The sequence below is a fragment of the Streptomyces sp. NPDC048257 genome (assembly GCF_043201855.1).
Taxonomy (GTDB): Bacteria; Actinomycetota; Actinomycetes; order Streptomycetales; family Streptomycetaceae; genus Streptomyces.
Map to the genome: position 1 here is coordinate 1 of NZ_JBICZI010000003.1, position 12,641 is coordinate 12,641.

Consider the following 12,641-nt stretch of genomic DNA (forward strand, 5'->3'; position numbering starts at 1 on the left):
GGGCCCAACATTCCGCCCGGGCGATCCTGATGGCGCTCCGCTCCTCCGTTCTTCCCTCGGTGATCAACTGCCATCTCATGCGTACTGCGTACTGCGTACTGCGTACTGCGTACTGCGTACTGCTGGTGATGCGTACTGCTCAGCGGCCTCGCCCAGCGCCGCTCTCCGGCAGCCAGCCCCGTCGCCCATCGTGCGTCTGCTCTGGCTTGGAACCCCACTGCCGAACTTCCCGGTGCGCGCGCCCGCAGCCGACGCCTTCACCGAGGTGCTGCTCACTGTCTTCACTGCTGGGTACTGCCACTGCGTCAACCGCGGTACTTCTCTCGGCGGCCCCTGATCACTGCGGGCCACCCGGTCCGGTCGTCAGTCCCGTCGCCGTCCTTCAACCGCTCTGGCTTCGACACTCCACCACCGCACCGCACTGCCTGTACTGCGGGTATTACTGCCCGGCAGTCCATCTCTGCCGAGCCCTGCGGTCTCTCTGGGTTACGAGAGAAACCATAACCACACCATCGCGCAATGTCTACTTCCGTCAGCACAGATTTCCGGGTGCCGGCCGTTCAGGCAATCAAGTCACACGAGGGAAGGAAGCCGGGCCAGGGCTCCCCACACGGACGGCTGGGGCGGACAGCGACGCGCCCCCACCTCGGATCACGACCACCCTTGCCCGGTAGGCCACCCGGGGCCCGACCCCGGGCAGCATCGTGTAATTTCTATGTTCGCGAGCGTAGGTTTTTTGTTCATGACCTGTATGTAATCTCGCTCTGCCACAGTCGCCAGAGGTGCAGCTGAGGTTCGACACGACCTACTCCCTCCCGGTACCTGGGCAGGGGTGTAGCGATGAGGGAGAAGATGTGGGTGACACGACTTACGTGCAGGCGCTGCCCGACCAGGACGGCAGCCGCATCATCGTCTGTTCCGGAGAGTTCGACATCGACACCCGGGGCGCCCTGGACCAAGCTCTGCACGCCGCCGCCCGCGACGGCGTCACACGGACCGTCCTCGACATGGAGCACGTCTCCTTCGCCGATTCGTCCGTACTCAACACGCTGCTCATTGCCCACAGGCGCCAGCACCTCGTCCTCGCCGGTCCTCTCGCACCCCAAATCGCGCGGCTCTTCGAAATGACCGGCGTCGACACCGTCCTCAACATCACCGCAGACCTCACCAGCGCCTGCACCCGATGACGGCCGACAGCCAGGGACGGGCCGAGCCCGCCCGATCATCCGCGCCCGGGGCTCAGCCGCAGACCCCGGCGGAGAGCCGAAGCCCTGGCAGCCCCTACGTAAGGAGCTCGAACGCAAGCAGCGCACCGTGACCCTGCGCTACGCGGACGTCCGGGACCCTTTGGCGTCCTGCAGTTCCGTCGGCGCCCTTTCCGGGGCCCGACGCCGTTGCGTCCTGCTTTCCCCGTCGCGCCGAAGGCCTGCGGGGGCATGCCCAGACCTGCCCCTGCCCCGTTTTCCCTTCTGTACGCGAACAGGAATCTTTCTCGTCTCAACCGGGGCCGGCCGACTGCCACGATCACTCTGGTCGTGGTGCTGATCGTCGAGCTGATGAACGCGCTCGGCGGTTCGATCGTCCATACCGCGCTGTCGCCCATCCGGACGGACACCGGCGCTACCAGCGCGGCGGTGCAGTGGATCCCCGCCGCCTACGCCCTTACCTTCGCCTTCCCCATCCCCAAACGGCGAGAGCTGTCATAAGTTGGCGTCAGGCTTGCCGGAAGCGGCAGCAGAGTCAGGGGGAGATCATGGCAACGTACTCGGTATCGGTCAGACTGCAGCGTACGAGCGTCGCGGAGCGGTACGTCTCGGTCCCCCTCAGCGCCGCGGTGATGCAGACGGAACCGGACGAGGACGGCACCTACCGTCTCGACCCGGGAAAGATCGTCGCTGCCGCGATCGAGCTCGGCCAGGACGACACCGATTGGTCGTCAGAGGCCCGAGAGGTAAAGGTCCATCCGATCCAGAAGGCCCCCGACGCTGTGCAACCCCTGCTCGACGCGGCGCCGGACGCGCCGTAGATCTTGACGGGGAAGTCGGAAGACTTGGGGGGCATCCCCCGGCTCTGACTCTCGCGGGCGTTGTGCAGGCGTGCTCGGCCTTCCCGTCCCAGCGGGACGCGTGGACGGGTCGAGGGGCACGGTCGAGGGGCAGTATCCGTTCCGTACCTGCGCCATCGGCGTTGATGGCGCTCTTTGAAATGGGCCATCTCTTGCTCGGCGGTGCCCCAGAGATACTCGATTGTGTGCTCCCGCCCAGGGGCAGAGCCGCGAGTGGGCGCCTGGGAGGGACCGCCCAAAGCCAGCCAGGCCCAATGGCGAAGCGAGCCGGCTCGGCAGATGACCGCCGACTGGACCGTGCCCGTTGATCACGCCGCAGGGAACCGAGGATCGGTGCCCTCCTCCAGCTCGGACATCGTGCCGACGGATCACCGGGGGCAGATGCCAACATCGCAACACGAGCTGACCGACCGGCTCGTGGCAGCCGTAACCTCTGCGCCGCCGTGGCCGGGTTCGACCACGAGACCGCCGAAGCCCTGACGGGCGGCGGAGCCGACCCCGACCGTGAGCTGCCGGACGGCACGACACCGCTCGTGTGGGCCGTCGGCCTCGGCTCGGACGCACTGGTCGACGCCGTGCTCGACAACGGTCCGCAGCTGCGGCTCACCGAGGGCGCCCGGAAGCCGCTGCTCGACCTCGCGCGGTACTGGTTCGAGGCGGGTGAGGAGGAGGAACTGCGCCGGCGAACGGGCGCTGTGGGCCCGCCCATCCACCGTCTCGTCAACGACGACAGGTACACGGCCGTCGAGGAGGTCTCCCTCGGAGGGCTCACCGTCCGGGCAGGCCACGCCGCCATGCTCACCTCACTGGAAGAGCGGTTCGGCATCCTGTAGCCGGTGGCAGGGCTGGTGGCACGCGCCGTCCCGTACTGGGTCCCGGACGAGAACCATGTCAACTGGTCCGCAGCAAGGTACGTCCTTGCCCAGCGCGAGTTCGCGGGCGAGGGCCTGGTAGAGGTCTTCGCCGTCTTCGACGTTGCCGCCGGGCGGGGTGTAGTGGGTGGAGTCGGCGCAGTCGCGGCGGATGAGGGCGACGTCGTCGCCGCAGAACACCAGCGCCCCGGTGCGGATTTTGATCCGGGAAAACGGGGCCGGTGTGGCAAGGGTGCTGGTCATGGGCAGCCAGTATCTCGGTCGGCCTCGCGTGCCGGCGGGCTTTGCCCCGAGTTCACCCGCCCGACGCCGGACACCAGTCCGGGTGCGGGCGGGTGTCCGGCGGGCAGGCCCGGCAGGGCGAACGCCTGGCGTCCCTCCATCACGCTGGTGTGCCCGATCCAGCCGTCCGGCCGACCCATCGGGATACAGCTCAGCCCCGTCTTCTTTGGGAAGTTGGCCGGCAGTCCGTGTCACCGGCACCGTGTCGGTGACGGTGCGGCACAGCCTCACGCGTCCGTACGTCCCCCAACCGACTGCTCATCGCCCGCTGTACGGGGATCGGTGCCTGTCCGCCGTAGGTGAGAGGCCGATGTGCCGGTGAGCTTGGCACCGTTTACGGCGGGCACGATCAGCGTGCAACCGCTGGTGGGAGGGAGGCGAGGTCGAGCCGGCCTTGACCTGTATCGATGTAGGTGATGTCTCGGCACCAGCGTGTGTCGGTGGCCGTTGGATCGGTGCGGAAGTCGGTCCGGATCAGGTCGGGCGGCTGCCTGCGAGTCGGGGACGGTGGCGCGGTGTCGGCGTGGGCAGCGCCGGCCCTCGACGCGTGCCTCTCGTATGAGTCGGGCGATGCGGCGCTCCGGCCCGACGTCGTCCCGGCGGCGAGGCCCGCACCTGCACGCTACGTCGAGCAAACGACCCCGCCCCGATGGGCGAGAGGCAGCAGCCGGGCAGCCTGGGGCGGGGCACAACTCCTCTTCCCCGGAAGGCAGGGCACCCCGTGGCTCCTCGCACATCCCTGCACCAGGCGTCACCGGCCGAGCCTGGTCCGGCTGGTAGGCCGTCACGTCTTCGCGCACGGTGCGCCCGGGAGCCGTCCGGTTCGGCAGACGGTCTCTTGGCCTCGATTCGTACGACTCGCGAGGGGGAGCGCTGCCGGACCCCGGGCCGGTGACCGGCCGGGCCCGGCTGGCACGCGTCAGGGACAGGGGTCGACGCGCTCGTGGTGTGTCACCGGTGTTCGTTCACGCCGTCCACGATGAGGGAGACGCCGATGCCCAGCAGCCAAACGTCCTTGGCCAGCGCGATTCCCTGCTCCGTGGGGCGCAGGCTGCCTTCTTCCCGCATCCCCGGCGTACGCAGGTAGAGGCCCAGCGTGCCGACGGAGAAGGCGGTCAGCGCAGCCCCGGCGACAACGGCGGGGACGACCGGCACGAGCAGCGCAGCGGCGATGGCGAACTCGCCGGCGGAGAGCAGCCGGACGAACTTCTGGGCGTCCTGGTTCCCCAGGAACGGGTAGGTGGTAGCGGCGAACTGGTGCAGCCCCTCGGCGGTCGCCTCGTCCGCGCGGAGCTTCGAGAGGCCGGAGTTCAGGAAGAACGTGCCGACCGTCAGCCTCAGCGGAAGTTGCCTCGCCAGGGAACCCCATGCCGAACAGGAAGTCATGCGGAACCTCCCAACATCGACCCCGACCCCACCTACAACCCTGGCACGCCTTCGAACCATGTCAAGCCGGGCGTCGGTGCCCCGGCAGCGCGCAGATCTCTCACCAGGTCAGTGCAGGTGAAGCCGCCACTGGGGTGCCTGCCGGTGACGCCATCGGTACGGCTTCGTTGTTGATCGTTCGAGGGCCCGGGCAAGGGCCATGGTTGGCGGATGTGGGCCGAGCCCGAGCCCGTTTCGGGGCAGTTCGACCTCCCGGCGCGCGAGCCACTCGGCGAGGAGGCGCCCAGGAGTTCCGGTTGCTCGTGGGGCGGGCGTGTCGGCTGTAGGCATACGCCTCCCGCGCCACCTTCCCGTCCTGGTCCGACGGAGAGCCGGCTCAGGAGCAGGATCGCATCGCGTCGTCCCAGGCGCGGGGACTGCCGTAGTGATTCTTGTGTCCTGCGGTGAGCACGTGGCGCATTTCCGCGAGGTGCTGGGTGCCCGTCGGGAGATCCAGCTGGTCGAGGAGGGCCAGCCCAGCGGCTGGCTCCAGGTCGCCGTAGACGTCGTGGTAGCTCGCCCGGAGGCCCTTGAAGAGGGCTGTGTGCAGGGCCGGGAGCAGCACTGCCGTGCGGTACGTCGGCTCCTTCACCGGCCAGGGCACGGGGCCCGAACACTCCAGGACCCGGCGGGCTCGGCGGAGCAGGGCTTCCGATGGTTCGGCCACCACTCGGTCGATGTCGTTGCCGAGCACTTCGGCGAAGGCCTGCGCGGCAGTACTACGGTCCTCGAACCAGTCGACCCACAGCGAGTAGGTGAGTGCCTCGGCGTCTCTGTCCGCCTCCAGCCTCTGACGACAACTGCCCCACAGCACGTCGGCCGGCAAGGGACCCTCTGCGCCCTCGTTCGCGAACCGGACCTCGCACATCACCCAGTATTCGTCGAGGAGATCCAGCAGCCCGAAGGCCAACCGCGTCTGGTCGGCCGCGTCCAGGTCTTCGGCGAACACGTCGCCGGCCCAGGAATGCGCCACTTGGTTGGCTGTGAGCAGCACGTCCGGAGCCTCAGCGTTCACCCATCCGTCCCGCACTTGGCTTATGCCCTGATCGGTCAGCCAACGCCGCGCCGCTTCCATCGCTTGCATCTCCATTGGGGAAGTATGACAAGCCGCCACGGCTGACGGCGGCGCCCGGGCGCGCGCCTGGCAACGGCTGTCAGCAGCGGCGGCCCTGGCACGCGGGTAGGGGGGTCGGCGCCGGCTGTCCTTCGGGCTGCCCCTCGGACCGGAACAGGGCGACGAGGAAGGTCAGGGCGATGCCGGCCGCCACCGCGAACAGGGCGTTGCTGATCCCCTGCGCCGTACCGGCGCGCAGCCGCTCGCCCGTGAGGCCGCCCAGGCCCGCCGTCGCCACCAGTACCAGCAGGGCGAGGCCCACGGCGGCGCCCATGCCGGAGCCGGTGGAGGCGATTCCCGAGGCGATGCCCTGATCCCGGTCGGACACCCCGGTCCCGGCGGCGATGAACATGCCGGTGAACACGATGCCGTCACCGACGCTGAGCGCGACGAGCCCCGGGACCAGCTCGGCGTACGAGCCGTCCGGGGAGACCGCCACGCCGAGCAGGACGGCGCCGAGCGCACCGACGGCGAGGGCGCCGAGCAGGGTGCGCCGCAGGCCGAACCGCGTCGCGAGCTGCCCCGCGGTCGTCGACCCCGCGACGACCACCGCTGTCGGGACGAGGAAGCCGGCGCCGGTCTCGAGGGCGTCGTAGCCGAGGATCAGCTGGAAGTGGAGGGAGAGGAAGTACAGCACCGAGCCGAAGGTCGCCATGAACATGAAGGCGATGACGACGCTCGTGACGAGGCTCGGGTTGGCCAGCAGCCGCGGCGGCACGAGCGGGTCGCTGCTGCGGCGTTCGACGAGCGCGAAGACGACCAGGAGGAGGAGTCCGGCCGCCGCGCTGACCAGGATGCCGGGCGAGAGCCAGCCGAGTGCCGGTCCCTGGACCAGCGCGAACACGATCAGCGTGACCCCGAGGGTGACGCTGAGCGCGCCGGGCAGGTCGAACCGGCGGCTCCGGTCGCGCGGCGGGTCCTCGGGGATCAGCACGAAGGCGAGGAGCAGTGCGGGGAGCGCGAGGGCGACGTTGACGAGGAACACCGCCTCCCAGCCGAAGGCGTGGGTCAGCACTCCTCCGAGGAGTACACCGATGACCAGTCCGGCGGCGCCTGCACCACCCCAGATGCCCAGCGCGCGGTTGCGTACGCGGCCTTCGCGGAAGGTGACGTTGATGAGGGCCAGCGTGGTGGGAAAGACGAGCGCGCCGCCGAGACCCTGGACCGCACGGGCGGCCAGCAGCATTCCGGGTCCGGTCGCCAGTGCGCCGACGAACGCTGCGGCCGCGTACAGGGTGAGGCCGGTGGCCAGGACGCGGCGGCGCCCCAGAAGGTCCGCGGCCCGTCCGCCGAACAGCAGGAAGCCGGCGGAGGCGACGGCGTAGGCACTGATCACGGACTGCAGGGTCTGCGCGGAGTAGCCCAGGTCGCGGGCGATGTCGGGGAGTGCGACGACGACGATGTACTGGTCGAGCGACACGGTGAACATGGAGAACGACAGCAGCGCCAGGGCCGCCGTCTCGCGGTTCCAGCCGAGCCCGCTGGGTCGCGTTGCCCCGACTGACGGCACAGCAGCACTCCTCGGCCAGGGGGCCGTAGAGCCCGGTACGTAAAGGAATGCACCACTATGCACCACTATGCCATGAAGATCGACTACGCCATGAAGATCGGCTGTGGCGGGCAGGACGGTGCGCCACGGCGCAACGGCACGACGCACCGGCGTCGTTCACGCCGGACGGGGCCAGGGCTAGAGGCCGCTCGCCTGGGTCGTTCAGCCGGGCCACGTGCCCGTGACGCGCCGCGTGGCGACCGCTCCGGAGCGGTCGACGGCGGCCTTGACGACAGCGAAGATCGCGCCTTGCAGCGCCGCGGCCATCAGGATCTCCCGCCAGGAGCGGCCCTCGTCGGTCGCGTCAGGTGCGTCGTCCGCCCCTTCGAGCAGCTTCCAGACCTGCTTGAACACGAGTCCGGCGAGCGCGCCGCTGACGGCGCCCAACGTCCACCCGACCGGCTTGTACGCGATCGCCGACGCTTTCACCTCTGCCCCCTCTTACGTCGCACCACCAGGAACACGATCAGCGCGGCGCCGACCGCGAGCAGTGCGGTCCGGTTGGCGCGGGCCGCGCCCGCGGCCCGACTCGCCTGTTCGAGAACGGGGTCGGGTGTCTTCTCGGACGCCAGGTGCGCCGCGTGTTCGATCCTGCCCCGGACCTGTCCGGTGACCAGAGCCACCTTGTCCGCGGCCTGCGCCTTGATGTCGGCCTTGGCCGCCAGCGCCTCGACGGTACGGCCGAGTTCGTCGCGGGTGTGCTCGATCTGTTCGCGCAGTTCCCCCGGCGTGGGCTCGCCGCCTGCGGGTTGGCTGGGCGTGGGTTGGTTGGCGGACTGGCTGCTCATCGGTGTGCCCTTTCCCTGATCTCGGCCACATCGGCCTTGAGGCTGTCCATGGTCTGCTCGGGCGCCGGTGTACCGGCCTTCGCGATCTGCTTCTTGCCGGCGAGGGCGACCACGGCCGCGGTCACGGCCAGCACCGCGGCGACGATCAGGGCCGAGGCCCAGAAGGGCAGCACCAGAGCCAGCGCGGCGATCCCCGCCGCCACCAGGGCCTGGGCCGCCAGCACCCCGAGGAGTCCGGCTCCGCCGAACAGACCGCCGCCCGTCCCGAACCGCTTCCCCTTCTGCGCCATCTCCACCCGCGCCAGCTGCATCTCCTGGCGCACCAGCTCCGAGATCTGCCGGGACGCCCGGGACACCAGCACGCCCACCGAGTCATCGGCGGCGCGGTCCCGCTGTTCGATCGTGCTGCTCACGATGTTCCACCTCGTCCTCACGTCGATCGGATGCACCTCGTTCACCTGGTTCACCTGGTTCACCTGGTTCACCTCGTTCACCCGGTTCACCTCGTTCACGGCCGCTGGGGCGGGAGCGAGGATCGCTCCATGCGGCGACGGTCGTCGTCGCTCCATGCCTTGGTGTCGCGGGGCTGTACGTACGGTTCTTCGTGCTCGGGCAGTCCTCCCGCGATCGCCCGCTGGCGGGTCATCTCCGCGTCGAACTCGAGCCCGAGGAGGATGGCGAGATTGGTGATCCACAGCCACACCAGGAAGACGATCACGCCCGCGACCGTGCCGTACGTCTTGTTGTAGGAGGCGAAGTTCGCGACGTAGACGGCAAAGCCGGCCGAGGCGATCATCCAGATCACCAGGGCCAGGAGGCTGCCGGGGGTGATCCATGTGATGCCGCGCCCCTTGGCGTTCGGCGCGGCCCAGTACAGGAGCCCGATCATGATCGTGACGAGCAGCACCAGGACCGGCCATTTCGCGATCGACCACACGGTGAGCGCGCTGTCGCCGATGCCGAGTGCCTCGCCGGCCCGCCGGGCCACGCCTCCGGTGAAGACCACGATCAGCGCACTCACACAGGCCAGGACCATGAGCGTGACGGTCAGTGCCAGGCGGAGCGGAAGGATCTTCCACACCGACCGGCCTTCGGGCACGTCGTAGACGGCGTTCGAGGTGCGGATGAACGCCGCGACGTAGCCGGACGCGGACCACAGGGCGACGACCAGGCCTATGATCGCGACCACGGAGCCGATGCCGCTGCGGCCCTGCAGCTGCGTCACGGCGTCGCCGATCACGTCCCGGACCGAGCCGGGCGCCAGCTTCTGCAGGTTGTCCAGCACCCGCTGCGTCGTCGACTCGCCGGCGATGCTCAGCAGGGACACGAGGACCAGGAGGGCGGGGAAGAGTGCCAGCACCCCGTAGTAGGTCAGGGCCGCTGCCCGGTCGGCCAGCTCGTCGTTCGTGAACTCCTTCGCCGTGCCGCGCAGCACGGCTCGCCACGAGTGTTTGGGCAGGTCGGTGGGCCGGTCGGGGGCGCGCTCGCGTACTTGGGCGTCGGGACCGGCGACGTCGTCCGCACCGATGCCCGGACGCTCGTCTTCCGCGCCACGGTCCGCCGTCGGCTTCGGTGTCGGCTGCGGCTCTCGCTGCGGCTCCTGCTGCGGATGCGGCTTCGCGATGCGTTTCATACCCTGCGGCTTTCCGTCTCGGCGGCACTCATGCGCGTACGTCGGGCCCAACCCGTAGGTTGCCGTTTCAGGTTCAGGGACGTCAGGGGTTGAAGAGGACCTTCACGGCCCCGTCCTGCTTCTTCTGGAACACCTCGTACGCGTCCGGCGCCTGCTCCAGCGGCAACCGGTGCGTCGCGAAGTCGTCGACACCCAGTGGGTCACCGTCGGTCAGCAGGGGAAGGATGTCGTCGACCCGGCGTCGGACGTTGGCCTGCCCCATGCGCAGCTGGAGTTGCTTGTCGAACATCGTCAGGAGCGGCAGCGGGTCGGCGGCGCCGCCGTACACCCCGGCCACCGAGACGGTGCCACCGCGGCGTACGAGGTCGATCGCGGTGGTGAGGGCGGAGAGCCGGTCGACCCCGGCACGCTTCATCACCGCCGTCGCGAGTGCGTCGGGCAGCAGCGTGGTCATGCTCTGAGCCGCCGCGACGGCGCGGTTGCCGTGGGCTTCCATCCCGACGGCGTCGATGACTGCGTCCGGGCCGCGGCCTCCGGTGAGCTCGCGGACCGCGTCGACCAGGCCGTCACCGTACTCCTTGAGGTCCATGGTGTGGACGTCCCGGCTCCGGAGCCGGTCGAGGCGCTCCGCGACGAGGTCGATGCCGATCACCGTGCCGGCGCCACGCTGCGCAGCGATGCGGCAGCTCATGTCCCCGATGGGTCCGAGTCCCAGGACGGCCACGCTGCCGCCGGGCGGAACGGCCGCGTAATCGACGGCCTGCCATGCCGTCGGCAGTACGTCCGACAGATAGACGAACCGGTCATCGGGCGGTCCTTCCGGCACCCGGACGGGGAGGGTGTCGCCGAAGGGGACGCGCAGGTACTCTGCCTGGCCGCCCGGCACCTGACCGTAGAGCTTCGTGTAGCCGAAGAGCGAGGCGCCGGTGCCGTGCTCGTGGACCTGGGTGGTCTCGCACTGCGACTGGAGGCCCTGGGCACACATGAAGCAGGTGCCGCACGACACGTTGAAGGGAACGATCACGCGGTCCCCCGCCTTCAGTGCCGTGACCTGCGGCCCGATCGCTTCGACGACGCCCATCGGCTCGTGCCCCAGGATGTCCCCGGGGTCGAGGAAGGGGCCGAGGACCTCGTAGAGGTGCAGGTCGGAGCCACACAGTCCGGTGGTCGTCACCCGGATGACGACGTCCCCGGGGGCCTGGATGGTGGGGTCGGGCACGGTGTCGACGCGTACGTCCCGCTTGCCGTGCCATGTCAGTGCCCTCATGGCGCCTCCTCGCAGGCTGGTACCTGGCGAACCGGGCGTGGTTTCGTGAGCCCTACCTCCCAGGTGCCCCGAGTGGCGCGGGGGATTCGTGGGGATCCACACTTTTCACCCCGGTGTGGGTGAGCTGCGCGCCGATGCGGCGCGGATCGAGAAACGTGCAGGTTGATCCGGTGGCACGGGTCCGCCGCCCTGCCGGGCCTGCGTGCCCCGGCGCCTGGCCGGAGCCGGGAGCGGTTACGGCTCGCCCCTCCCACGAGCGTGGCCGGGCGGCTACTCCCCCGATCCGGCGCCGAGACGAGTGAGACCGGCATACCGCCTGTCCCGCACGTGCAAATCGTCAGACAGGGGGTAAGCGCGGGCCATGATCGCTTCAATGCCTCTCGCAGCCTCCGGTTCCTCGTCCCTCCTCCTGATCGTGGCCGGCGTGGTCGTGGCCGCGCTCCTGATCAGCGCTTTCTGGTACGGCAGCCGCCGCGCCGCGGCCCGCAAGGATCCCGGTGCGCGGCCGGCGGACCAGAATCGGGCCGCGCGGGCCCGCCAGGACTCCTGGCAGACACCGGACGACTCCGGCACCGGTCCCGCCGCCCCGCCCCGCCCGTGAGTCGACGTGCGACCCCTCCCGGCCCGTGAGTCGACGTGCGGCCCTTCCCCGGCCGTGAGTCGACCTGCGCCCCCTCCCCGGCCGCCCGCTCACGCCGTCGGGGGCAACCGGGTCACGTCCGCCGGAGCGATGCGGGCGTACGGCGGGACACGGGCGGGCTACGGCCGTTCGTAGAGCTGGAGCACGCCGCCGACCGAGAAGCACAGCGCGCCGGTCAGCGTCGCCCAGTTGGCGATGCCGACGTTGACCAGGCTGCCGGTCGCAGGCCTGGTGAAGGCGGCCAGCGCCGAGACCATGAACAGCACCGATCCGAACTGGTTCACCGCCACGACCCACCACCCGAGGCTGCGCGAGCGGAAGCAGGGGCGGGCCCGATGGCAGATCTCGGCGATCGCGAGATGCCCCGAGACCAGGAACAGCAGGCATCCGATGGTGTCGGGAGTCCAGACCAGCCGGTTGGTCTGCTGGGCGGTGAGGCCCTGCAGGAAGGAGTCCAGCAGGTTGACGCCGAATACGAGCGTCCCGACGAACAGGACGAACGTGCTCAGCCAGTCCAGCCGCATGGGCTCGTACCCCCACCACTTCCAGTCGGCCGTGGCCAGGAAACCGCCCCCGGGGGCGTGGCGGGGCCCGTTCAGTACCTGCAACAGCGAGGCGTATCCCCCGGTGTTGAAGAACAGGCCTCCCGCGAAGTAGATCCAGGCACTCTGGAGCGGGTCGCCCGCGCCGAACTGGGACACCGCGGCGCCGAGGGCGAAGAGCGCTCCACCGATGACGAAGGCGACGGAGGCCACGGCATTGACCCTGCGCAGACGTCGCAGCGCCTCGGGGCCGGCGGCCGAGGGCCGGTCGACCGTGTCCCCCGGCCGGTGGAGCGACAGCGTGCCGCGCCTGCGTGCCAGCCGCGAGTCCCAGACCACCGTCTCCCCTTCGGGGTGCTTCCAGGTGCGCCGGGTGGTGAACGGTCCTGCGCCTTCGATGCGCTGCTCGGGCTGTCCCACGGGCTGAGCGTAGTGCCGAGGGCGGCGTCCGATGGTGAGCGAAA

The 12,641-nt window shown here is 69.9% G+C and carries 15 protein-coding genes; 5 read left to right on the forward strand and 10 right to left on the reverse strand.

The window, feature by feature from the left end; all coding sequences use genetic code 11:
• Positions 1-854: 854 nt before the first annotated feature.
• The 4 genes from ACGFZK_RS07365 to ACGFZK_RS07380 all read left to right on the forward strand — a co-directional run bounded on the left by ACGFZK_RS07365 (position 855) and on the right by ACGFZK_RS07380 (position 2,898).
• The gene (locus ACGFZK_RS07365; RefSeq protein ID WP_393847890.1) at positions 855-1,187 is read left to right on the forward strand and encodes an STAS domain-containing protein; all 333 of its coding nucleotides are present in this window, start codon (positions 855-857) and stop codon (positions 1,185-1,187) included.
• Positions 1,188-1,535: 348 nt separating this feature from the next.
• Complete coding sequence (locus tag ACGFZK_RS07370; RefSeq protein WP_393847891.1) at positions 1,536-1,706, forward strand: hypothetical protein; 171 nt, start codon at positions 1,536-1,538, stop codon at positions 1,704-1,706.
• Between the two features lie 47 nt (positions 1,707-1,753).
• On the forward strand, positions 1,754-2,026 hold the full coding sequence (locus ACGFZK_RS07375; protein ID WP_393847892.1) for a hypothetical protein: 273 nt from the start codon (positions 1,754-1,756) through the stop codon (positions 2,024-2,026).
• 482 nt (positions 2,027-2,508) lie between these two features.
• Positions 2,509-2,898 carry a hypothetical protein gene (locus ACGFZK_RS07380; protein ID WP_393847893.1) on the forward strand — a complete coding sequence of 130 codons (390 nt, stop codon included), beginning with the start codon at positions 2,509-2,511 and terminating at the stop codon, positions 2,896-2,898.
• On the opposite strand, the gene ACGFZK_RS07385 is transcribed toward ACGFZK_RS07380, so the two are convergent.
• The 9 genes from ACGFZK_RS07385 to ACGFZK_RS07425 form a co-directional block, all read right to left on the reverse strand.
• The gene (locus tag ACGFZK_RS07385; RefSeq protein ID WP_393847894.1) at positions 2,869-3,180 is read right to left on the reverse strand and encodes an NUDIX hydrolase; all 312 of its coding nucleotides are present in this window, start codon (positions 3,178-3,180) and stop codon (positions 2,869-2,871) included. The two genes, ACGFZK_RS07380 and ACGFZK_RS07385, sit on opposite strands and share 30 nt — an antisense overlap.
• Positions 3,181-4,170: 990 nt before the next feature.
• Positions 4,171-4,605: a hypothetical protein gene (locus ACGFZK_RS07390; protein WP_393847895.1), complete on the reverse strand. Its 435-nt coding sequence runs from the start codon at positions 4,603-4,605 to the stop codon at positions 4,171-4,173.
• A gap of 376 nt (positions 4,606-4,981) precedes the next feature.
• On the reverse strand, positions 4,982-5,734 hold the full coding sequence (locus ACGFZK_RS07395; RefSeq protein WP_393847896.1) for a hypothetical protein: 753 nt from the start codon (positions 5,732-5,734) through the stop codon (positions 4,982-4,984).
• Between the two features lie 64 nt (positions 5,735-5,798).
• Entirely contained in the window at positions 5,799-7,268 is a 1,470-nt protein-coding gene (locus tag ACGFZK_RS07400; RefSeq protein WP_393847897.1) for an MFS transporter, read from the reverse strand.
• A gap of 201 nt (positions 7,269-7,469) precedes the next feature.
• Positions 7,470-7,736 (reverse strand): DUF4235 domain-containing protein, encoded by a 267-nt coding sequence (locus ACGFZK_RS07405; protein ID WP_393847898.1) that lies wholly within the window; start codon positions 7,734-7,736, stop codon positions 7,470-7,472.
• Positions 7,733-8,095, reverse strand: a complete 363-nt coding sequence (locus ACGFZK_RS07410) for a DUF3618 domain-containing protein (protein WP_393847899.1) — start codon at positions 8,093-8,095, stop codon at positions 7,733-7,735. The genes ACGFZK_RS07405 and ACGFZK_RS07410 overlap by 4 nt, the downstream gene beginning before the upstream one ends.
• Positions 8,092-8,508, reverse strand: coding sequence for a phage holin family protein (locus ACGFZK_RS07415; RefSeq protein ID WP_393848480.1), 417 nt, complete (start codon positions 8,506-8,508; stop codon positions 8,092-8,094). Before ACGFZK_RS07415 ends, ACGFZK_RS07410 begins: the two co-directional genes overlap by 4 nt.
• A 95-nt stretch (positions 8,509-8,603) precedes the next feature.
• Complete coding sequence (locus ACGFZK_RS07420; protein ID WP_393847900.1) at positions 8,604-9,728, reverse strand: YihY/virulence factor BrkB family protein; 1,125 nt, start codon at positions 9,726-9,728, stop codon at positions 8,604-8,606.
• An 82-nt stretch (positions 9,729-9,810) separates the two neighbouring features.
• Positions 9,811-10,995, reverse strand: coding sequence for a zinc-dependent alcohol dehydrogenase (locus ACGFZK_RS07425; RefSeq protein WP_393847901.1), 1,185 nt, complete (start codon positions 10,993-10,995; stop codon positions 9,811-9,813).
• Between the two features lie 373 nt (positions 10,996-11,368).
• Here ACGFZK_RS07425 and ACGFZK_RS07430 point away from each other — a divergent pair, with 373 nt between their 5' ends.
• A complete protein-coding gene (locus ACGFZK_RS07430; RefSeq protein ID WP_393847902.1) occupies positions 11,369-11,596 on the forward strand; it encodes a DUF6479 family protein in 228 nt (75 codons plus the stop codon).
• Between the two features lie 158 nt (positions 11,597-11,754).
• On the opposite strand, the gene ACGFZK_RS07435 is transcribed toward ACGFZK_RS07430, so the two are convergent.
• Positions 11,755-12,597 (reverse strand): hypothetical protein, encoded by an 843-nt coding sequence (locus ACGFZK_RS07435; RefSeq protein ID WP_393847903.1) that lies wholly within the window; start codon positions 12,595-12,597, stop codon positions 11,755-11,757.
• Positions 12,598-12,641: the final 44 nt, after the last annotated feature.

What these genes read in the sequence shown, in the direction of transcription:
- ACGFZK_RS07375 (WP_393847892.1), top strand. Translation starts at nt 1,754, where the DNA reads ATGGCAACGTACTCGGTATCGGTCAGACTGCAGCGTACGAGCGTCGCG.
- ACGFZK_RS07425 (WP_393847901.1), bottom strand. Translation starts at nt 10,995, where the DNA reads ATGAGGGCACTGACATGGCACGGCAAGCGGGACGTACGCGTCGACACC.
- ACGFZK_RS07430 (WP_393847902.1), top strand. Translation starts at nt 11,369, where the DNA reads ATGCCTCTCGCAGCCTCCGGTTCCTCGTCCCTCCTCCTGATCGTGGCC.
- ACGFZK_RS07410 (WP_393847899.1), bottom strand. Translation starts at nt 8,095, where the DNA reads ATGAGCAGCCAGTCCGCCAACCAACCCACGCCCAGCCAACCCGCAGGC.
- ACGFZK_RS07390 (WP_393847895.1), bottom strand. Translation starts at nt 4,605, where the DNA reads ATGACTTCCTGTTCGGCATGGGGTTCCCTGGCGAGGCAACTTCCGCTG.
- ACGFZK_RS07395 (WP_393847896.1), bottom strand. Translation starts at nt 5,734, where the DNA reads ATGGAGATGCAAGCGATGGAAGCGGCGCGGCGTTGGCTGACCGATCAG.
- ACGFZK_RS07420 (WP_393847900.1), bottom strand. Translation starts at nt 9,728, where the DNA reads ATGAAACGCATCGCGAAGCCGCATCCGCAGCAGGAGCCGCAGCGAGAG.
- ACGFZK_RS07385 (WP_393847894.1), bottom strand. Translation starts at nt 3,180, where the DNA reads ATGACCAGCACCCTTGCCACACCGGCCCCGTTTTCCCGGATCAAAATC.